This window comes from Campylobacter sp. RM12651 (genome assembly GCF_022369475.1).
Lineage (GTDB): Bacteria > Campylobacterota > Campylobacteria > Campylobacterales > Campylobacteraceae > Campylobacter_E.
Genome location: NZ_CP059600.1, coordinates 2,017,524 through 2,038,788 on the forward strand (window position 1 = coordinate 2,017,524; position 21,265 = coordinate 2,038,788).

Below are 21,265 nucleotides of genomic sequence, written 5' to 3' on the forward strand. Positions count from 1 at the left end.
ATCATTGTCCTATTTCGTAATCTAATCTATAATTTAACACTTGAAAGCTAAGTGGGTTTTCAAGTCTTGTAGCTTCATCTAATCTTGTATTTGTTAAATAATCGTATGTAATAGTGGCGATTTTATTACTCTCTTGTTCTACACCACTTCTTAAATCTTTTGTTATTGTTTTAAACCTAACTGTAGCTAATTTAATACCAGCACTTTCACCTAAAACGATTGATTTTATTTTTACATTTATTTCATAAGAATTTTTTAATTTTTCTAATATAGAATCAGAACCTTCAAATAACCTTATATATTCTTTCTTAACTTCATCAGATGAATATAATTGAGTTTTTAAATAATCTTTTTCAAGTATATTGTAATAATAGCTTTCTCGTGTTTTAACATAATCACCAATAAAAAACTTATCTAAAGCTTCACTACTAGTAAAATTTTCTTCATTTAATATTGTAATAACACTTGTTTCACCCGTTTTATTATCAACTTTTATTACATAAGGCTCAACTGTTTTTAATGGTGTTAATAAACACACTGCAACTACACTAATGATTGCAATAATTATTGATATAAATGATATAGTCCAAGCTCTTTTATTTGATACATCTAGCAAATATCTAAGACTTGCTTCATAGCTTAAAGCAATATTTTCATCATTTGTTTTTTTCATTATTACTCTCCGTTTTATTTACAGCTTCCCAATTAGTTCCATCAAATAATTTGTCAAAATTTTTATTATTTATAGAACAAGCATTTAAGATTAATATTAATAGTATTGTTGGCAAATACTTCATTTGCTATTTCTCCATTTCGCAGTATTGTTTCTAATTGAATTAATTCCATGTTTGGTTTTGCTATAAGCATTTTTAGCCCTTTGGTATCCGTTTTTAACTGCTCCAAATTCTTTTTTACCTTGATTTACTATTCCACTAGGTAATAATCTACTCATATAACCTAATTTAGCAGTTGCACCAGCAGTTACTAAAGAGCCTACACTAGTTGAAGTTTGGGCTGACTTTACAGCACTATCTAGGCTAACAGATGATAATTGTTGTGCTAATTGAAGAGCTAATGTTGTTCCGGTGCGTAAAATTACACCTGAAACTATACAAGAAATAACCACTAAAATAATATTAGGATTTTTTCCATAAATTTCATCATTTGTTAAAGACATAACAAACTGAATAATAACGCTTGCAAAAATATTTATAAATAAAAGTGCTAAAAAATTACTTATTAACAATGATATATATTGTGAAAATACTTGTTTGGTTGATTTAAGCAATAAAAATGCAAACATTAATGGGGCTATCATTATTAAAATAGAATTAGTGATTTGAACTATACTTAATGCAGAAGCTAAAGATAAAGAACCAATAAGACCACCAGCTAAACCAAAAAGCCCAGATAGCCCAGCTACAATTTTTTCACCAGACCACCACGATGCATCATCTATCATCTTTGCAACAAGTTTTACTATAGAATCCATATAAGCTTGAACTTTTTCCCAAGCAGTCCAATTACTACCACTAAAGGCAAAATTACCGGCATAGTTCATTACATCATTTATTGCTGATTTAAATAAACCGATGAAATTACCGTAATTCATAAACAAAAATATCACTATAATCTTCATCATAAAATCCCACAATAAAGTTGCGAAACTTTGTTGTTTTATAGACATTGAAAATTGTAAAAACTCATATATTAGCCATATAGTTAAATAAGTAATAGCAGTATATTGCAGTGTAATTACAAAACCTTGAATAATAGAAGAAGCAGTATAAAAAGGACTAGAACTTGAATCAATCTCAAAAATATTTGATACAAGCTCTCCAACATAAATAAAAGCACCTGTATCTGGCTTATAAACAATCATTATTCAAACCTTACATCATCAAGTTTAAATTTTCTTGCTAGTTTTAAATTTCTATACTGATTGTTATTGTAATTTACTCGCTCATCTTCTTTTAACTGCTCATTAATTTGCATTGCTCTAGCATGTTTTTCGTTTAATATTTTTAATTGTTGTTCTTGTGTTTGTAATTTTGATTGAGCTATTTGCAGTGCAGTTTGAGCATCAGCTGATTCTTTCATTGTTGTAGCTTTTACTGCTTTTTTAGCTAAAGATTCAATTTCTTTTAATGTAGCATTAAAATTCTTATCTATTTCTTTCAGCTCTTCTTCATTTTGAAAAGTTGTGGCAACTTCTCTATAGCAAATTGCTTGTTTGTTTTTAGATTCATAGCTACTGCAATAATCGCTTAATAAAAATTTTGTAGATAACTCTTTACCACGCTGTTTTAAACCTTCGCTTGTTAAATCTTCTTTAACCATAGAGTGCAATTGCAATGAGTTGCTTTTGAATTTTATAGTTTCTTCATATAAACCTTCAGCACTATTTATTGCTGATACAATATCACTAATACCAGTAGTATTTTTTAATTCTTGTGCATAGTGTTCAACTACTTGTCTATACTGCATCAATGTAGTTGCCCAACGATTAGCTTCCACTGCATATTCCTTCAAATCATCTATATATGATTTAATATTTTGTGCAATTGCAGCAACATCAATTGTTGGTATTCCACTGGCAACAGCATTATTTGTAAAGCATAACAAAACAACTAATGATTTAAACAATGTTTTTTTCATTACAATCTCCAATACTTTCATTATAAAGTTCTAAAATCTTTTGAAATTTTGTTTTATAATCTACTTCTAATTTATTTATTTTTTCAAGTTTTTCAACATAAGCTTTGCCTGTAGAAATAATTTTTAAATATGTTTTACCGATAGAACTAAGATCAAGACTTACAATAGCTCTTTCTTCTGCTTTTTTGATTAATACTTGATACATTGAAGGAATTGTATTTTTTGCAAATTCATACTCTTCTTTAGAAAGATTTAAAACTTTACAATAATCATCTTCTTTTGCTTGTGGATTTGACAGTAATAATATAGTTGCACTTTGCTCTATTATTGCACTTGCAATAGGTGATTTGGCAAAATCTTCAACACTTTGAGTTCCAAGCACCAAAAATCCATTTAACTTTCTTATTGTTTTTTCTTTATTGTGTATTTCTTTTGCAACTACTGGATTTCTAATCCAATCCCAAGCTTCATCAACAAATAATGCAAATCTTCTACCATCGCACTTTTCAAATATTCTCCATAGAATATAAAATGATACAGGACCATTAATGTCATTATCACTTAATAAATCAGTTCCATCTATACCAAATAAATTGCAATCATCTTTAAAAGAAAAATTGTCATTTTCGTTATCAAACACCCAACCAAACTGCTTATTTTTACTCCATTGTGCCAATCTACTTCTAATTGAGTTAATCTCATTTGTTCCTTCAGTTAAATGCTCTAGCATTAATGTGATTCCATATTTTCTTTCTTCTTTATTAAAATTATTCATTATTGAAATAACTGCAAAATTTAAATCTTCTTCTTCTTTTACGGATATTTTCTCATCATTTCTAGTAACTAATAATTTCATAAGAATTTGTAAATTTCTTATATTTTCTGGTGTGTTATCACACATAAAAGGATTAAAGCCTGTTGGATTTCCACCATCAATAGTAATGTAAGTTCCATTTTGGGCAATAATATTACCAATAGCACCTTTATCTTTATCTAGGTAAAAAAAGGTGGCTTTTTTCTTGTCTTCTGGAATTGATACTGGGAAAGTTGAAGGATCAGAATATTTTGCAAGTTGATTTAATAAAAAATTCATTAGTGCTGTTTTACCACCACCTGATTTACCTAAAATCATAGTATTTGCTAATAATAATTCACCAAAATCATCATTATTAAATCTTGTTTCATGAAAATTAAAATAATATGGAGATCCATTAGGGGTTCTTAAAATAGATACTGCTTGACCCCAACAATTTTTATCCTTTTTACCTTTACCAAAATTATGCAAAGCAATCAATGAAGCATAATTTTTACTTGAAATTTTATGAAGTCGTGGTCTAATTTGATAATTTGCAGGTATTTGAGCAAAATAAGTTGCAGGTAAAGCAATATTAGCAATAGTAGTCAAAAAGCCTTCATCTGCAAGTTTTGATATTATTATATTTGTATTTTCTTCTACTTCTTTTATACTATCAGCATATACAATTAATGAAAAATGATAATTTCCGAAAGAAATTTCACCAGAAGTTAAATCATCTAATGCTTGATCAATATCTATTATTTGCGATATAGCATCATCTTCTGCACTAACTAATCTCTTTTTTTGCAAACCAATTGCTTCTTTTGCATCTACTTTCTTCATAGGAGTAAAACTTTGTGTAATAACATAATTTATATTTAAATACATAAGATGATCTAGCATACCAATATAGCTATAATTTGGATATTCTTTAATTTCAATTGCTTTTAAAAATCTTTTTTTACCATTGTTTAAATCAATTTGTGCAATATTATGTCCAAATAAAATTGCGCTCATATTACCTTGCAAATAATCACATAACACTGTATCATTCACACGCACTTTTGAAAAAGTTCCTGAAAGCAAAAAGTTATAAAACTCAAGTTGAGATGAATAAACTATATTATTTTCAATGTATTTACCAAGTCTTGCAACTCCAAAATCCTTTAAATTACCTTCAATCCCCAAAAGCAATTCTTCAAAATTTTTAACATGTTGCCTAATCTCTTGAATTTTTGTTTCTACGCTCAATTTTTTAAATTTTGAACTGGCAAGTTTATTTAATGGTGAATATATGACTGATAATACTAGCTTGTTTTCTTTCAATTGGTTAAAATTTGAATAATACCTATCATTAAAATCTTTTAAAAAATTATTTTTAAAAAGACTATTTAAATAATCGTTTAATTCAATTCTGCAATTATGAAAATAAAAAGATATGTTTTCAGAAGAATATGATTTTATTAACATATTTAATTTATTTTTATTAACTTCTAAATCCACACTATTTTCTACTTCAAAATCAACACCATCAATAACAAATGTTGCTACATATTCACATTCTTTAGTAGTTATAATATGATTATTTATGAGAGTTTGAAATGGAATGTGCGATGAAATATTTGCAAGACTATGTAATGCACTAATACTTAATTTTGTTAGATTATTATAAGTTTTATTATGTGTATAACTTGAAGTTACATATGCTTTGGTTTTATAAAATTTTTTTTGTGCAGGATTTGTAAAAAATTTTAATTTTAAAAATAAAAGCCTAAAAATCATATCATCTTTTTTAGCCATAAAACGCATTATAAAAAATATAGGTATAGCTAAAAAAAAGAAAAATAGATTGATATATATTGCAGAAAACAATATAAACATCATAACAGATAATAAAGGCATCATAGGAACGCCAAAAAGCATAGCAGGTCTGCTTAGTGCTTTAAAAAATAAATCTGTATTCATTTAAAAAGCGTAAATAGCACCAATAATTGCACTTGAAGAAGCTATAACAATAGAACCAACAATTACTCTTGAATATTCTTGAAACGGATGTCCGCCCCACATAACTTTAATTCCAGAATACACTAATGCAATTGTTGATATTGTGAAAGCAACTGCTAAAATCCAACCTAAAACTGTGTCAAATAAGTTATTTACTTTTGACAAACCACCAGCAGCTAAAACAAGATTTGGTGTTAGTAATAATAATAAAATCTTATTATTTTTCATAAAAAATCCTTTTATTTTTTAATTTTTATCTTATTATATAATATGATAAATTAATTTTTTATTAACCTGAAATTGCTACTATTTAAAAATAAAGGGCTGAAGTATGAAGACAAATGAAAATCAAATAGCAAAAGCTATACAAAACAAATATAAAGAAATAGCAGAATTTCAAAAAGAAGTAGATAACTTAAAAACTTTATTATCAAAAATAAAGCTTGATAAAGAAAAAGAATATATTCAACATACAATAGATTTTTTATTGCAAAAAATACAAGCTTTAGAAAACTCTGAAATAAACAGTGAAAATTTTGAAAGCATAATTAATATGAATATGTTTAACTATGAAACATTAGATAGTGATAAGTCAAAAATTGAATACATTATAAATAATTTAATTGTTAAAAACGAAATCACAATGATAGCTTCAAAGCCTAGTGGTGGTAAATCTTTAACTGCTTTAGGAATTTGCACTAGTTTTTTAAAACAATCAATAGAACATAAAGTTGTATATTTTGATTTAGATAATTCAATAGCTACATTGACAAATAGGAAAATCTATAAAATAAGAAACGAATTTGGAAGTAGATTTAATATGTTTTCATCTAGCAATTATTCAGCAGAAGAAGCAAATATATTCCTTAACAAATTTAAAAATGTAGATTTAACAAATACATTGTTTATCTTAGATAGCATAAAAAACTTTATTCTAGGCGATAGAGATAAAAACAAAGATGTAAGTGAATTTATGAGATTAGTAAAAGCTTTAAGAGATGCTGGAGCTACTGTTATATTTTTACACCATACAAATAAACCACAAAAAGATTTAGGAGAAAATTACGCGGGTTCATCTGCATTTTTAGAAGATACAACAAATGCTTTTATCCTTGAAAATAACCCAGATAAACAAACTTTTATATTTAAAACTATAAAAGCAAGAAATGGTGATTTAAAAAACAAGGCTTTTCAATTTGATTTAGATAAGCATAGATTGATAGAAGTTGACATATTATGGGCAAGTGAGAATAAAAACGATACCAAAATAGTAGATGAAATAATAGAATTTTTATCAAACAATAAAGAAGCTAATTATACACAAATTAAAAATTATTTAATAGGTGAAGGCATAGTTAAAGATAAAAGTAAAATTGCAAATATTTTAAATAATTATTGTGGTGTTTTATGGGCTAAAGAAAAAATCAAGGAAAACAATAAAAGCATTTATAAACTTATTAAAAACGATAATGCCAATACAATAGATGGTATTGTGAAGTGATTGATAATATAAGTAAGGCAATAAACACTAATAATTGTATAAACAAAAAAATGAAGTATAATCTAAAAACAAAATACCTAGCTAAAAGCTAGGTATGTAATTATTTAATTAGCTGATAGCCAAAATTAATTGACTTAACATCAATTTCACAGAATTTTAACTCTTCTTCTTCCTTTTCATTTTTAGGCTGAAGATCTACATCATCATACCACTTTTTACAATGGTCAGGAACACATCTATCACGAACAACAACACCTGTTTTTGTAATTCTACCACTTCTACTATCTTTTTCTAATACACACTTTTTACCATAATTCATATTACCTTGAGTTTCTATTCTTCCATCAGGATACTCCATTAAAATCATAGGTCTTTTTGTAATATCACTTTTACTATTATTATTATTTATTTCCGGTGCTTTTAACGCATCAGGAACAGGTGGTAATTTTGGCAAAACACAACCAGTAGAAAATAAACACACTATACCTGCAGCCACTAAATTAATTTTTTTCATACTTTCTTCCTTTATTTTGAATTATTTGTTTAATTATATTAATCATAAATTAATTATAGCTTAAATTAAACTATTTTAAATTATTTTAGCTTATTTTAATTTATTTTAATATATTATATACTAAAATATATTATTTAAAGGAATAAAAAATGATAATTTCAGTTATATCAAAAAAAGGTGGTGTTGGTAAAACTCCTTTTGCCTTTTCAATAGCAAAAGATTTAAATATGTATTTACAATCAAATGACAATAGCTGTATTGAACATATCTATCCAAATAAAGCTAAAATCTCTCAAGAAGTAAAACTAATAGATAATTGTGTATATGATTTTGGTGGATTTGTAGCAAAAGGTATTTTAAATATTGTTGAAAAGTCAAATTATATAATAATACCAACAAATCCAAATTTAAATTCAATAATTAGAACTTATGAAACTTATAATGAACTAAAAGAATTTAATAAAAATTTTATCATACTCGCTACTGGCTTTAAAGACAACAAAGAAGTAGCTTTTTTAATAAAAAACCTAAAAAAAATTAAAGATTGCAATATACCAATTTTTTATTTTAAAGACTCAAAAATAGTATTAAATTCTATGAATTATGGAAAAAGCTTTAATGAATTATATAAAGAAAACACACTATCAATGCATAGCTATAAAAATTTCATTAAATCTTATTATGAGCTATTAAAGTATATTAAAAACAATAAATTATTTTAATTTATTTTAAATTATTTTAATTGACTATAATTAATATAATTAGTAAAATATATTGACAAGGATAAAAAATGACTAAAAAATTAGAAGTAAGTATTGATGATATTTTAAAAGACAATGTTGTAAATACATATAAAGAAGCTCAAAAACAAACTAGAAAGAAAAAAAACTCTAAGTTAAAAGTTACTAAAGGTTTTACAGTTACATTAACAGAAGATGAATTTAATGCTTTAGAACAATATTGTGCAGAAAATTATATAAGCAGAAATAGCTTTTTTAGACAACTACTAAGAGAAAAAATGGCTGAAAACTAAAATAATTTAAAATAAACTATTTTAATCTATAAATTAATATAAATTCCAGATAAGTATTAATAAAATTCAGACTAGTGCATAAGATTACGGACTAGTCTATTTTATAAAGCAGACTAGTGGTCAGACTAGTGTCAGACAAGCGTTAAAAATACTTAAAATTCATTACTTTTTTTGCTATTTTTTAAATTTTAATAATTTTTATATGTAAAAAATATACAGACTAGTCAGACTAGTCTATTTTATAAAGCAGACTAGTGGTCAGACTAGTGTCAGACAAGTAACAGACTAGTGGTATTTATAAAGTAAAAAAAAATAAAAATTATTAGATTTTAAATAAGAAGGTAATGAAAGTATAAAACAAGTTCAGTATATTATTTTTTGACTTAAACATACTTTAAATAACTTTTTAAGTAACTTAAAACTATAAACTGTAAAAGGATAATAATGGGAAGAATTAGTAGCACTAATTTAACAAATAAAGATATTAAAAAATTACAAAATAACAATAAAGCATATATTAAATGTGTTGGTAATCCAAAAGAACTATATCTAAGAATTTATCCTAGTGGTATGAAAACATTTTGTATTAGGTATAAAAACAAAATGATAAAACTTCATGAATTTAGAGAAAATATATACTCTATAAAAGAAGCAAGAGCTGATGCAATTAAAATATTAAGAAAACTACTTATTGATGAAAACTACAATTTAAGCATCAATAGGGTAAATTACAATTTTAGTATTTTATATAAACAATATATAAAAATAGTTCAAAACAAATGTAGAAATGAAAGATATGTAAAACAAATAATGCAAAGAATTAATAAATACCTTTTACCCAAGTTAGGAGATAAAAACATTGCAGATATTAAACATAGTGAATTATTAGATATACTAACTAGTATATATAATCCAGCAAATAAAAATAAAAGTAGAATTGATATAATACACAGGCTAATATCATATTTAAAATCAATTTTTGATTTAGCGATAGCAGATAATTACATACAAAATAATCCAGCAAATAATTTAAAAGAACACTTTATTACTTTAAAAGAATTTAATAAAATTAACTCTCGTGATGGCAGAAGACCTGCTCTAATAAATAATGAAGATATAAAAAATTTTATAAAATGCCTAAAAGAAAATAATAAAATTGATTTAAATATTAAATATGCAATATTTTTACAAATTCTCACTGCAAATAGACCATTTAACACAGTATCTGCGAAATGGAGTTATATTGATTTTAAAAATAAATTATGGACTATTCCAGCAAGTGAAATGAAGAATAAAAATGAACATACAATAGCATTGAATACATATATGATTAAAATTTTATCTGAATTAAAATCAATTTCAAAAAATAATATTTATGTATTTCCTTCAAAATACAAAAATAAGCACATATCAACAAATACTATAAGTAAAGCTATTAGAGAAACTTTAAATTATAAATATTATGGAAAAGTAGTCCCTTATGGATTTAGAAGCACTTTTAAAACAATATGTAGTTTAAATATTACCGCTTTAAATAGTATGGGTATTAGTGAAAAAGTAATTGAAGAAGTTATGGATCATTCTACAAAAGGCATAGCGATGCATTATGAAAGAAGTAGATCATCTATAAAAGAAAAAATGATTTTAATGCAATGGTATGGCGACTATATTAACAATATAGAAAAATTATTATAAAATAAGAAAAAATAGGATTTTGCTATGATGAATTATGATGACTGGAATGAAGTTAAAAAGAAAACAAATGATAATAATAAACATAAAAATATAAAACTTGGGGAAGTTTATTGGGTTAAAATAGGATTAAATATAGGTTATGAAGTTTATGGCAAAGGTAAAGATTATGCTAGACCTGTGCTAGTGATTAATAAGCTTTTTGATAGTGCTGGTAATAGGCTGTTTTTAGGTGTTCCTTTAAGTTCTAAAGTATATGGAAAAGCTAATAAATATCGTTATGTTTTTGATAGTAATGGAAGCTTACAAACTGCTTTATTATCTCAAATTAAAGTGTTTGACAATAAAAGAGTTATGTATCAAGCTAAAATTAAATTACTAAAAAATGATTTTTTAAATATAAAACAAATAATTATAAATGAAGTAATAAATTAACCCCACACCTAAAAGGTGGGGGAAACCCGAGCCATTATCTTGCGATAAGGGGGCGACTAACCCAAAAAGGGTGAAACATTTTTATTATAGTATTTGTTTAGTTAATTTGCAAATAGCTTATATAATGTTTGTTTAATTCTTTTATTTTAGTTACTTTTAAATTAACTTTTGTAATTAAATTACCATATTATCTTTATTAATAAGCTTTTATGTATTTAAAAAATATCCTACATCCGGAGCCACTTTTTTATTTCCTTTAATTTTATTTTTAGCTCGTATCTAAAATCAAACAAATATTTTAAACATTAAATTCACAATATAATTATTTGCAAAAAAATAGAATTTAAAACTGATAGCACAATATAAAAATCATAGACAAAAACTATATTAAATATTAAGTATAAAACTTAGTGAAACTTCTAAATATTTTAACAAAACAAACATATAAAGCAAATAGTTAGAATATAACAAGCAATATTTTCAACTCACGCTACTATTCATAAAAATATATTTAAGTTTTTAAAAATTCTTAAATTATGATTTTGATAAAAATTATGTTGCAATGAGCAAAACAAGCAGTGGTATTTGTAATTTTATCTATTTTGCAAAAGTAATACAAAAATTATTGCTATTTTTCTTTAAATATCTAAAAAGCAAGCATTTGTAACAATATTTTTAATCAAGATTGTTCTAAAGTAATATAATAAAACTCTCTTTATTTTAACTTCAATTAAAATATATTAAATTACCTGTCGCGATTAGATTGGTATTTTATTTCGTTATTAAAATCAATGCAAATTGCTAAATACTCTTTAGGCAAAACAAATTCTTCAAAGCACAAAGCAGTGGAAAATACCCCGCAACTAAGCGTGTTTTCTCCTATTACACTAACTTGAGAATATTTAAAATCTTTTGTATTTATTATGTGATTTGCCCTTTCATATTGTGCTGAAGTTGTTAGCGATTGATTTAAGATTTGCCATTTTTTAATAGCTTCTTGTGGATTTTTAGGATTTTTAATATTTACAAATATTTCTTTATTAGTCTTTAAATCCCCTCCAAAATTAATCACATATTTGTATTTTTCACAAATTTTAGCACATTCATCAACTGCAAATTCTTTAATCACGCCACCTAAGTCAATTTTTGTATTTATATCTTCAAATTCTATAAATTTTTTAGATAAAAAATATGAATTTTTACCATATTTTGCATTATTTTTTAATTTTTTATTGATTAGTGTAATATCAAAAGCATAATTAGTAATTTCACTAAGACTTGAGAGTTTTTGCAAAATCATCATAGTTTGCTGGTCTAATTTTATACGATTTTTGCTTTTATTATTAATTTTAGATACCAGCGAAGAATTATCAAAATAATTATATTTTAAATGTAGATTTTTACAAAGCTCAAAACATTTAATAGCTAAATTAGAAGCTTCATATTCGCTAGCTTCTAATTTAACAACACATTTTGTGCTAAAGCAAGAAAAAACAAATTCTTTCACTTACTAACTTTTATATTAAATGGAGTTGTTAAAGCTTCTTCACGAATTATTTTGCCGTTTTCACATAGCTTTAATATAACGCTAAATTCCCCACTTAAATCATTTTTTGGTAAAGCAAAAATTTTACCTTTTTCATCAACAAAATCTGCAAACTCATCAGGTAAAAGATAAACAATATTTATCCCATCAATATGTTGTGGAAAAATAATATCTGATTTTATTTTTTCTTTTCCACCACTATTTTTCATCTTAATTTTAATGTTTTCCATATTTGGTGCAATAAAACTAAAAATATTTGCTTTTAAATTCTCAAATTTATCATCTATACTAATGCTTTTGCCTTTTGATAAATCATAAATATCAATATTTCTACGATTATTAGAAACAATTAATGTATTATTATCTTTAAATGTAGCGGCATAACTTACATTCCCACCCTTAATACTTCCTGCTAAATACGGCTTATTTTCAATATTAAAAATGCTAGTTTGCCCTAATCTATCTCCAAAAGTATAAGCCAAAGTTTTACCATCTGGACTAATAGCATAAGAGCCAGAATATAAAGCAAAACCTGTATTTGAACACTCTGTTGTGTGATTTAATACACTTACTTTACATAGCTTAGAATTATAATTATGTGGTGTTGCATAATAAATATTTTTTGCATCAGGACTTACTAAAAAAGGGCTTGTAGTAGCTTTTATAGGACGACCAAAATATTGTGCGTTAAAATCTACGATTTTATTTAGTTTAGATTTTTTAATATCGTATTCATAAATGCCTTTATTTTCGCCTTTTAAAAGCACAAATAATCTATCAAGCCTAACATCAGCCTTTACTACATCTTTAATCTTAAAGCTTTTTATCAATTTTAAATTCTTATCAAAAATACTAAAAGTTTCTTTATCATCTAAAGCAATTACACCATCTTTGTATTTTCTAAACAAAAAATATTCACCCTTTAAAAAGGCTAATTCCTTTAAATCACCGCTATTATCTAATTTTATTTTATGTAGTCCTGAATGGTGTAAATATGGTCTAGCATTTTTATTATCTCTTCCTAAATATTTTGGCATAGTATTTACAAAAGCAGTTTTATCATCTATAAATTCTACTTGCTCTACGAAAAGCTCACTTGCCCCACTCCACTCATCATCATCGTTATTATTATCTGTTTTGCTATCTTCTTTAACTTTTTCTTGTTTTTTTGCATCGTCGGTAGCTTCTGGATATTTCTTACCTAATTCAGAATGGTCAGCATCCTTTATCGCATAAAAATCATTATAAACAATATTGTCATTTTTTAAGTCAAATAACACTATTGATGAATGATAGCTCCCTGCTGCTAGTAATTTATCATTTCTTACACTAATATCTCTAAAATATAAATCAGTTTTTGATTTTCCTTCAAAATATCTTGCATAATGCCATTTAAAACTATCATCTGGATTTAAAGACTTAATAAGATTTGCTTGAATGCTAGTTTTATTAATACTATCATCATAAATATCAATCATTTCATTTGGTTTTACTACATAACTAGCATTTAAAGAACTTGCTAAAACACAAGCTAAAGTTGAGCTTAAGAATATTCTCTTCATTTAAACTTCCTTTCATAATTATTGATAAGTATTATAATAATTATTATTTAATATAAGTTTAAATATCATTCATTTTTTAGAATTTAAAATAAGCAAAAGCCTATTTTAAATTCCTTTTTTTCTACAAGTTTAAATAATACTCTATTTGTTCTTTTCCAAGAACTCTGATTAAATTCGTGCTACCTGTTTCTCCTACAGGATAACCTGCTGTAATAACATAATTTTTACTCTTATCCATAATGCCTTTTTTTACCCCTACTCTTACACAATTTTGTAAAAGTTCGTGCAAACTACCTGCCTTATCAACCACATAAGCTTCACTAAGACCCCAACAAATACTAAGGCTTTTTAGTGTTTTATCACAATGGCTCATTGTTATTATCTTTGTATCAGGTCTATATCTTGCCATTTTTTTAACACTCGCACCACTACTTGTAAGACAAATCAATGCGTCTGCATTAATATCTTTTGCAAGTTGCACAGCTGATGCTGCGATGGTATCAGTCATATCTCTTTTATCGTGATTAAAATTGCAATATGGATAGATTTTCTCTACTTCGCTAATCGTTGCAGCCATAATACTAACAGCATTTACAGGGTCAATTCCAACTGCACTTTCTTCGCTAAGCATAACTGCATCAGTTCCATCTAACACAGCATTTGCAACATCGCTTATCTCTGCTCTAGTTGCACTTTTGTTATTTGCTAAAGAAAATAGCATTTGAGTTGCAGTAATTACTGGCTTACCTATTTCATTAGCTTTTTTAATTATTGATTTTTGTATGCTTGGAACCTTATAAAAAGGAACTTCTATTCCTAAATCCCCACGAGCAACCATTATCCCATCGCTTACATTAAGAATTTCATCTATATTCTCAACAGCGTCAAATTTTTCAATCTTTGCAAAAACAGCAGTTTTATTTCCGTTTTCGGCTAATATTTGCTTAGCATTTTTGATATCATAAGCGTTTTGAACAAAAGATATTGCCATATAATCAACATCATTTTTAACACCCCACAATAAATCATCTTTATCTTTTTTAGTGATTACTTCTATATTGATTTTTGTATTAGGGAAATTTATACCTTTATTTGACGCTAATTTTCCATCGTTTTGAACTTGGCATTTTAAATAATCTTGATTTACATCTTCAACTATTACTTTAATAGAACCATCGCATAAATATATAGCCTCGCTAACTCTTACTGCACCTAGAATTTCATTATAATTTGTGCTTACTTCATAGTGATTTTGTGCTTTTTGATTAGCCTTTATTGTATGTCTATAAATATCTAATCTATCACCTTTTTTTAATAAAAATGGCTCAGGTAATTCTAATACCCTAATCTTTGGTCCTGAAATATCTTGTAATACTCCGATATTTTCGCCTAATTCTTCAGCTATTTTTCTTACCTTATCTAAATTCGCTTTATGATATTCATGAGAGCCGTGAGAAAAATTTAAACGAAATACATTAACACCTGCTTTTATCATTTCTCTTATACATTCTTCGCTATCGCTTGCAGGCCCTAAAGTTGCTATTATTTTTGTTTTTTTCATTTTATCCCCTTAGTTCTTTATTGAATAGTTCTTCGTTAAATTCAAGTTTTAAATAATCAACCACCATTCTTAAATCTCTTAAAGCATTTCCCATACAACTAGTCGCACCTGGACTTGGGGTCATATTAAAGATTATTCCTTGATTTTGTGGCACTATACTAGCTTCGCCTAGCATTAATTTCTTTTCAGTTTTGTTTAGCACTTGTGGGCGAACTCCACCAAAACCTTTTGCATAAGTTATATCATCAGTTGTAAGACTTGGGACGATTTTTCTAGCGTCTTTTACGAAAAGATTTTTATTAAGGTATGGCACTTCAAATAAGAAATTTCTTAAAATATAATTTCTAATAGTGCTATCTTTCATTAAATCAAGCAATATTTTAATAGTAGTTCCATCAAGGCGTAAAGTTGTAAAAAATTCAGGCAAACTCTTAAGCCCGTGATAACGCTCAAGCTTAGGTAATACTAAAGCAGTCGGACCAAAACGAGTATTCATATCACATAAAATATCAGGATCGCCGTGTAATGCTGCAAAAGGTAATTTTGGATTTTGAACCATATAAACTTTACCATTTAATAAATGCTTTTTAGTTAGATAAAAGCTACCTGCAACAGGCAAACAGGCATAATCAAGACCATAACCCATCTTATGTGCTAAAAACAATGAATGAGCACCTGCATTTACCACTACGAAATTCGCACTAAATTCAGTCTTGTTAGCACTAATTAGATAAAAAACATCGCCTTTTTTATAAATATTTACAATTTCTTCATTAAAAAACATTTGATTTTTTTGATTAGCTTTCATTGCTTCTTCAGCTAAACTCTCGCTCATTTTGCCAAAATCAACCGTTGTATAACAATCCCCTGCTAATGCACCCATTGCAAATATTTCTTCAGGTCTATCACCACCACCTAAAGCTTCTACTACTTTTGGCTCTATTCTTTTTATTTCTGCTTTATCAAACTTTCTAATATAAGGATAAATATCTTTAAATTCTTCATATCTTTTTTGCATAAAAGCACATTCTTCTTCACCAACAGCTAAAGCCATTTTTTGATGAGAAAACATAAACTTCTCTTCTGCTTTTACTAATTTTGCATAATTTACAATCATATCAGCGTTAGGTTTTACTTTTGAAGCTTTTTCATAAGTATAATTTGTCTCTATATCTCCGCTATGAATTGTTTGAGAATTGCTAGTGCCTTTAGAATTGAGAGTGCTTAATGCGTGATATTTTTCTATTAATGCCACTTTTTTTACATTTGTATATTTGCTAAGCTCATAAAACAAAGCCGCTCCACTAATTCCACCACCAACTACTATAACATCAAAATGTTGTGCCATACTCCATCCTTTTTGTAATTTTTTTAATGATAATTTTATTTATTTATAAATTCAAGTCTTTAATTAATTTTTGCATTCCTTGGAATACTAAATTTTTTTCATTTATTGCGTTTTTAAAAAACTGACTTAAAAAGCTTGCGTCTCCACCAGTTAGATAAATTATCTCATCATTAGCAAAATCATTAATACTATTTACAACACTTGAAATTATCCCGTAGCTAATAGCGTCTTTTGTGGAATTTGGTAACGAATTTAAATCAATAGATGTATTTAATTCATAATCTAATCTACAAGAAATATTCTTATAAGCATTAAGATATGATTGAATACCTGGCAAAATAAATCCGCCTAAATGTTTACCATCACTCATTTTATCAATTGTAATTGCACTACCAGCATCTACAATAATGCCAGAATCAATGCAATAACAAGAAGCAATTCTATCAACACCCAAACCAACATAAGAAGTATTAAGACTAAAATAAGGTTCAAGATTAATATAGTTATTAGGTAGTGTAGAAAAATTAGAATTTACACTTATATAAAATACTTTTTCTTTAAAAGAGTTTGGGATAAAGTCTTTTAACTCTATCCTTTTTGCATGTTCTTCTTTATAAACACAAGCTGTTGTGTTTCCAATATCAATTAAAGTCATTTCAATTCATAGCTTTTGTTATTATAAAATAAAATATTATCCTTAAAATAAGCACCTGAATTTATTTTAGAATCTAAATTATAAACAGCTAATTCATTTAATTTATCATCTAATTTTATCAAGTATCCATTATGCTCTAAAGCATAAATAAAGTTATTATAAACATAAACATCACTATAGTTTGCATATTTAAATTTAATTTTTATAATTTCATTTAATAAATAATCAAATTTATAAATTACGCCTTCGTTTGATAAAATATAAATATAATTATCTTTTTCTAAAGCCTTTTTAATATTGATTAGTTTAGTATATGTTTTATTATCAATTATTGTAAATACCTTACTAGAACTTGCTGCGATTAATTTTTCACTATCAGCTTTTAAAAATACAACATTATTAAAAAATTCTTGAGTTCCTACATTTATACTTCTTATAAAAGTATTGGTATTGTTATTGATAACGATTAATTTGCCATCTAAGCTAGGAATTATTATCACATTGTTATTAAAACTAGGATTTGCTAATTTTTTCACCACTCCATTTGCTTGTCCGTAGTTTTCACTAAATAAATATTTTTGTTCTAACAAATCAAATATTATTATATTATTCAAAGCATCAACCATTACAGCTTTATTGCCTTCTGTTGCGATACTTACAATTTTTGCATCAAATTTCTTATCAAAAATTACTTCTTTATCTTTTAAGATTTTTAAAAATCCTAAATCATTAGATAAATATAAGATATTATCTTGTTTGTTAATGATTTCATAACCTTTAAAATTCTTCAAGATATTCTCATTTTTCGTTTTAATTGTTGTAAGCTTTTGAGTATTTTCTGGCTTATAGTATTGTTTTGAACCTGAACAAGCCGCTAAAAATACTAAAGATAAAGCTATTAAAGAATATTTTTTCATTGGTTACCTTGATAATGTTTTAAATTATTAGCAATTCTTAAAAATACAGAATTTGCACTTATTGAATTAAGTTTTACTTCAGCTTCTTTAATTTTATTATCTTTTAACAACGCATAAGCTTCTTGTATTGTTTTTAAATCTGTTAAGAAAAAATCTGATTTAAATTCTCTAGCTTTATAAATTTCTAATAATAATTTATCCTCATTACTAGGATTAAATTGTAATAATTCATCTAAATATTTTTCATCTAAAAGCACTGCTAAATATAAATTAGGATTTAAAGATTTTAATTGATTTAATTTATCATTATTTTTAGTAATTAATAGCTCATTATATAAAGCATTTGCTTCTTCTTTTGTTTTTTGTTTTATAGAATCATTAATAGATGTTATAACAAAATAAGCAACAATTACGATTATCAAAAATATAAAAAGAAATTTGTATTTTCTAATAAATCTTTCAACTTTAATGCCAAATTCTTCTACGCTATATGAATTTTCTTTCAAATTAAATTCCTTAAAAATTAATAAAATTAAAGCTGAAATTGTAACAATTTTTCGTAAATCTTGATAAATTTAGTGCTATATTAAATTTTTATTATATAATCAGATGAAATTTTATTAAAGCAAGGTGAACTTATGGTAGTCAATGAAAAGCTATTAGAAAGATTAGAAAAATTATCATCAATTAGGTTAAATGATAATGTAAGAAAAGAACTAATTGCTGATTTTGATGATATTTTAAAATTCGTAGATAATTTAAATGAAATTGATACTAATAATTTAAAAATCAATAATTTAAATTATACTCCACTAAGAGAAGATATACCACAAAAATCAGAAGTTATTGAAGATATTTTAAAAAATGCACCATCTACAAATGGACATTTTTTCTCTGTACCTAAAATCATAGAATAAGGAAAATAAATGGAAGAAAATATTCAAACTCAAGATAGCGTTAATACCATTCAAATGAATGGAATTTTAACATTTATGAAAGAAAATGATGCGAGTGATTTGCACTTTATTCCTGGTAGAAAACCACTTTTAAGAATTCACGGAACTTTGAATGATTTGGAATTTGCTGTTTTAAATTCTGAAATTATTAAAGCTTCTTGTTATAGTATTTTATCAGACGCACAAAAAGCAACCTTAGAAGAAGAAAGAGAACTAGACTTCGCTTATGCAGTTGAAGGAGTAGGGCGTTTTAGGGCAAACTATTACTATGTTGAAGAAGGAAAACTTGCAGCTGCATTTCGTCTAATTCCTGAAAATATCCCTAGTTTAGATGATTTAAAAGCACCACCAATTTTTAAAGAATTAATCAAAAAAGAAAAAGGACTAATTCTTGTAACAGGTCCAACAGGTTCTGGTAAGTCAACAACTCTAGCAGCAATGTTAAATGAAATCAACGCAACAGAAAGTAAGCATATTTTAACCATAGAACACCCAGTTGAATTTATGCATAAAAACAAAAAATCAGTATTTTCTTACAGAAACGTTGATATAGATACTAAAAGCTTTCAAACAGCTTTAAAATATGCTTTAAGACAAGACCCTGATATTATCTTAATCGGTGAGATGAGAGATAGAGAAACAATAGCAGCAGCAATTACAGCAGCTGAAACAGGTCACTTAGTATTTGGAACCCTACATACAAACTCAGCTATGCAAACAATCAACCGTATCGTAGATAGCTTTAGTGGTGGAGAGCAAGACCAAATTAGAAATATGTTATCGTTTTCATTACAAGCAGTTATAGCACAAAGCTTAATACCTAAAAAAGGTGGTGGTCGTTTAGCAATTCACGAAATTATGATTAATAATATGGCTATTGCAAACCTTATTCGTGAAAACAAAAACCATCAAATATATTCACAAATGCAGTTAAATCAACAAGGCACAGGTATGAAAACCCAAACACAAAGCTTAGTTGAAGCGGTTCGCTCTGGTTTAATCACTCGTGAGCTTGCTTTAAGATATAGCACTCAATATAATGAGCTAGTGAATTTGATATGAATAGCGGCTTAATACTAGATTGTGTAATAATTGGCGTAACGCTAATTTTAGGTATTGGTGGAATTATTTCAGGACTTATTAAAGAAGGTTTTGGATTAGCTGGTATTTTAGTAGGCGTATATGTAAGCACTAGCAATTCAGAAAAAGTAGGGGCATTAATTAATCAATATGTTTATAAAAGCGATAATGAGCTTTTATTAAACCTATGTGGTTTTGTTATAACTTTAGTTATAGTTTGGGGAATTTTTCTTATTTTAGGAAGAATAATATCAAAACTAGTAGCCTTAAGCGGACTTGGAATAATTGATAAAATTATGGGATTTATATTTTGCGCTGGAAAAATATTTATAATTTTTTCTATAATTGCATCTTGTATAAATGCCTTACCTATAATAAATAGTAAAGTAAACCAATTTTTTGCAAATAGTATGATGTATCCTGTTTTAATTCAAACAGGTGGAGCAATTGCTAATATACAAGCGATTCAAAATACTATAAATACAAAAAAAGAAAATTTATTAAATAATGAATTAAAAGAAGAAAATTCAAAATAAAAGGAGAAAACATGGAAAATATGGAATACGATGTATTATTAGAAGAATTTAAAAAAATTCTAAAAACAAGTGGATTAAAATACACAAAACAAAGAGAAAGTTTATTAAAATTACTTTATAACAATGACGAACACTGCACTCCAGATGAACTTTATGAAGCATTAAAAGAAATGGATCCTAATCAAAACATAGGTATCGCAACAATTTATAGAACTTTAAATCTTTTAGAAGAATCAGGAATGGTAACTTCAATTTCTTTTGGAACTGCAGGTAAAAAATTTGAGCTTGCAAACAAGCCACACCACGACCATATGATTTGTAAATCTTGTAATAAAATTATAGAATTTCAAGATGATATAGTAGAGCAAAGGCAATTAAAAATTGCAAAAGAACATGGTTTTAAACTATCAAGCCATTTAATGCAATTATATGGAACTTGCAAAGAATGTCAAAAAAAATAATTTAATATAA

Annotated in this window: 23 protein-coding genes; 9 read left to right on the forward strand and 14 right to left on the reverse strand. The window is 26.2% G+C overall.

All coding sequences use genetic code 11. From position 1 onward, the window contains the following. Position 1 precedes the first annotated feature (1 nt). The 6 genes from AVBRAN_RS10145 to AVBRAN_RS10170 are packed head-to-tail and all read right to left on the reverse strand — an operon-like array spanning position 2 to position 5,686. A complete protein-coding gene (locus tag AVBRAN_RS10145; RefSeq protein ID WP_239803206.1) occupies positions 2-673 on the reverse strand; it encodes a type IV secretion system protein in 672 nt (223 codons plus the stop codon). Beyond that, entirely contained in the window at positions 657-797 is a 141-nt protein-coding gene (locus AVBRAN_RS10150) for a hypothetical protein (RefSeq protein ID WP_239803207.1), read from the reverse strand. Before AVBRAN_RS10150 ends, AVBRAN_RS10145 begins: the two co-directional genes overlap by 17 nt. Next, positions 794-1,882 carry a type IV secretion system protein gene (locus tag AVBRAN_RS10155; protein WP_239803208.1) on the reverse strand — a complete coding sequence of 363 codons (1,089 nt, stop codon included), beginning with the start codon at positions 1,880-1,882 and terminating at the stop codon, positions 794-796. The genes AVBRAN_RS10150 and AVBRAN_RS10155 overlap by 4 nt, the downstream gene beginning before the upstream one ends. Continuing rightward, positions 1,882-2,658 carry a type IV secretion system protein gene (locus AVBRAN_RS10160; protein WP_239803209.1) on the reverse strand — a complete coding sequence of 259 codons (777 nt, stop codon included), beginning with the start codon at positions 2,656-2,658 and terminating at the stop codon, positions 1,882-1,884. The genes AVBRAN_RS10155 and AVBRAN_RS10160 overlap by 1 nt, the downstream gene beginning before the upstream one ends. Further along, positions 2,639-5,419 (reverse strand): VirB3 family type IV secretion system protein, encoded by a 2,781-nt coding sequence (locus AVBRAN_RS10165; protein ID WP_239803210.1) that lies wholly within the window; start codon positions 5,417-5,419, stop codon positions 2,639-2,641. Before AVBRAN_RS10165 ends, AVBRAN_RS10160 begins: the two co-directional genes overlap by 20 nt. Next, positions 5,420-5,686, reverse strand: a complete 267-nt coding sequence (locus AVBRAN_RS10170; RefSeq protein WP_239803211.1) for a TrbC/VirB2 family protein — start codon at positions 5,684-5,686, stop codon at positions 5,420-5,422. Positions 5,687-5,789: 103 nt separating this feature from the next. Between AVBRAN_RS10170 and AVBRAN_RS10175 the strand changes: the two genes are divergently transcribed. Then, positions 5,790-6,959 (forward strand): AAA family ATPase, encoded by a 1,170-nt coding sequence (locus AVBRAN_RS10175; protein ID WP_239803212.1) that lies wholly within the window; start codon positions 5,790-5,792, stop codon positions 6,957-6,959. 100 nt (positions 6,960-7,059) lie between these two features. Here the strand turns inward: AVBRAN_RS10175 and AVBRAN_RS10180 are convergent, their stop codons facing one another. After that, the gene (locus AVBRAN_RS10180) at positions 7,060-7,473 is read right to left on the reverse strand and encodes a hypothetical protein (protein WP_239803213.1); all 414 of its coding nucleotides are present in this window, start codon (positions 7,471-7,473) and stop codon (positions 7,060-7,062) included. 149 nt (positions 7,474-7,622) lie between these two features. Between AVBRAN_RS10180 and AVBRAN_RS10185 the strand changes: the two genes are divergently transcribed. The 4 genes from AVBRAN_RS10185 (at position 7,623) to AVBRAN_RS10200 (ending at position 10,633) form a co-directional block, all read left to right on the forward strand. Then, entirely contained in the window at positions 7,623-8,195 is a 573-nt protein-coding gene (locus AVBRAN_RS10185) for a hypothetical protein (RefSeq protein WP_239803214.1), read from the forward strand. 68 nt (positions 8,196-8,263) lie between these two features. Then, positions 8,264-8,506: a hypothetical protein gene (locus AVBRAN_RS10190; protein ID WP_239803215.1), complete on the forward strand. Its 243-nt coding sequence runs from the start codon at positions 8,264-8,266 to the stop codon at positions 8,504-8,506. A gap of 444 nt (positions 8,507-8,950) precedes the next feature. Then, complete coding sequence (locus tag AVBRAN_RS10195) at positions 8,951-10,201, forward strand: site-specific integrase (protein WP_239803216.1); 1,251 nt, start codon at positions 8,951-8,953, stop codon at positions 10,199-10,201. A 24-nt stretch (positions 10,202-10,225) separates the two neighbouring features. Continuing rightward, positions 10,226-10,633: a type II toxin-antitoxin system PemK/MazF family toxin gene (locus tag AVBRAN_RS10200; protein ID WP_239803217.1), complete on the forward strand. Its 408-nt coding sequence runs from the start codon at positions 10,226-10,228 to the stop codon at positions 10,631-10,633. Between the two features lie 745 nt (positions 10,634-11,378). On the opposite strand, the gene AVBRAN_RS10205 is transcribed toward AVBRAN_RS10200, so the two are convergent. The 7 genes from AVBRAN_RS10205 to AVBRAN_RS10235 form a co-directional block, all read right to left on the reverse strand. Further along, entirely contained in the window at positions 11,379-12,140 is a 762-nt protein-coding gene (locus tag AVBRAN_RS10205) for an FAD:protein FMN transferase (RefSeq protein ID WP_239803218.1), read from the reverse strand. Next, a complete protein-coding gene (locus AVBRAN_RS10210; RefSeq protein ID WP_239803219.1) occupies positions 12,137-13,741 on the reverse strand; it encodes a hypothetical protein in 1,605 nt (534 codons plus the stop codon). The genes AVBRAN_RS10205 and AVBRAN_RS10210 overlap by 4 nt, the downstream gene beginning before the upstream one ends. 121 nt (positions 13,742-13,862) lie before the next feature. Continuing rightward, positions 13,863-15,302 (reverse strand): pyruvate kinase, encoded by a 1,440-nt coding sequence (gene pyk / locus AVBRAN_RS10215; protein WP_239803220.1) that lies wholly within the window; start codon positions 15,300-15,302, stop codon positions 13,863-13,865. A gap of 1 nt (position 15,303) precedes the next feature. Beyond that, positions 15,304-16,650: an FAD-dependent oxidoreductase gene (locus AVBRAN_RS10220; protein WP_239803221.1), complete on the reverse strand. Its 1,347-nt coding sequence runs from the start codon at positions 16,648-16,650 to the stop codon at positions 15,304-15,306. Between the two features lie 43 nt (positions 16,651-16,693). Further along, the gene (locus AVBRAN_RS10225) at positions 16,694-17,305 is read right to left on the reverse strand and encodes a type III pantothenate kinase (protein WP_214119659.1); all 612 of its coding nucleotides are present in this window, start codon (positions 17,303-17,305) and stop codon (positions 16,694-16,696) included. Further along, entirely contained in the window at positions 17,302-18,222 is a 921-nt protein-coding gene (locus tag AVBRAN_RS10230) for a hypothetical protein (RefSeq protein ID WP_239803222.1), read from the reverse strand. Before AVBRAN_RS10230 ends, AVBRAN_RS10225 begins: the two co-directional genes overlap by 4 nt. After that, the gene (locus AVBRAN_RS10235) at positions 18,219-18,728 is read right to left on the reverse strand and encodes a hypothetical protein (protein WP_214116215.1); all 510 of its coding nucleotides are present in this window, start codon (positions 18,726-18,728) and stop codon (positions 18,219-18,221) included. The genes AVBRAN_RS10230 and AVBRAN_RS10235 overlap by 4 nt, the downstream gene beginning before the upstream one ends. A gap of 132 nt (positions 18,729-18,860) precedes the next feature. On the opposite strand from AVBRAN_RS10235, the gene gatC reads away from it, so the two are divergent. From gatC to AVBRAN_RS10255, 4 genes are read left to right on the forward strand one after another with little or no spacing between them, the layout of a single operon-like run. Next, positions 18,861-19,139 (forward strand): Asp-tRNA(Asn)/Glu-tRNA(Gln) amidotransferase subunit GatC, encoded by a 279-nt coding sequence (gatC, locus tag AVBRAN_RS10240; RefSeq protein WP_214116213.1) that lies wholly within the window; start codon positions 18,861-18,863, stop codon positions 19,137-19,139. A gap of 54 nt (positions 19,140-19,193) precedes the next feature. Next, positions 19,194-20,240, forward strand: coding sequence for a PilT/PilU family type 4a pilus ATPase (locus tag AVBRAN_RS10245; RefSeq protein ID WP_275592004.1), 1,047 nt, complete (start codon positions 19,194-19,196; stop codon positions 20,238-20,240). Beyond that, positions 20,237-20,794, forward strand: a complete 558-nt coding sequence (locus AVBRAN_RS10250) for a CvpA family protein (RefSeq protein WP_214116211.1) — start codon at positions 20,237-20,239, stop codon at positions 20,792-20,794. The genes AVBRAN_RS10245 and AVBRAN_RS10250 overlap by 4 nt, the downstream gene beginning before the upstream one ends. A gap of 11 nt (positions 20,795-20,805) precedes the next feature. Beyond that, positions 20,806-21,255, forward strand: a complete 450-nt coding sequence (locus tag AVBRAN_RS10255) for a Fur family transcriptional regulator (protein ID WP_214116209.1) — start codon at positions 20,806-20,808, stop codon at positions 21,253-21,255. Positions 21,256-21,265 lie beyond the last annotated feature (10 nt).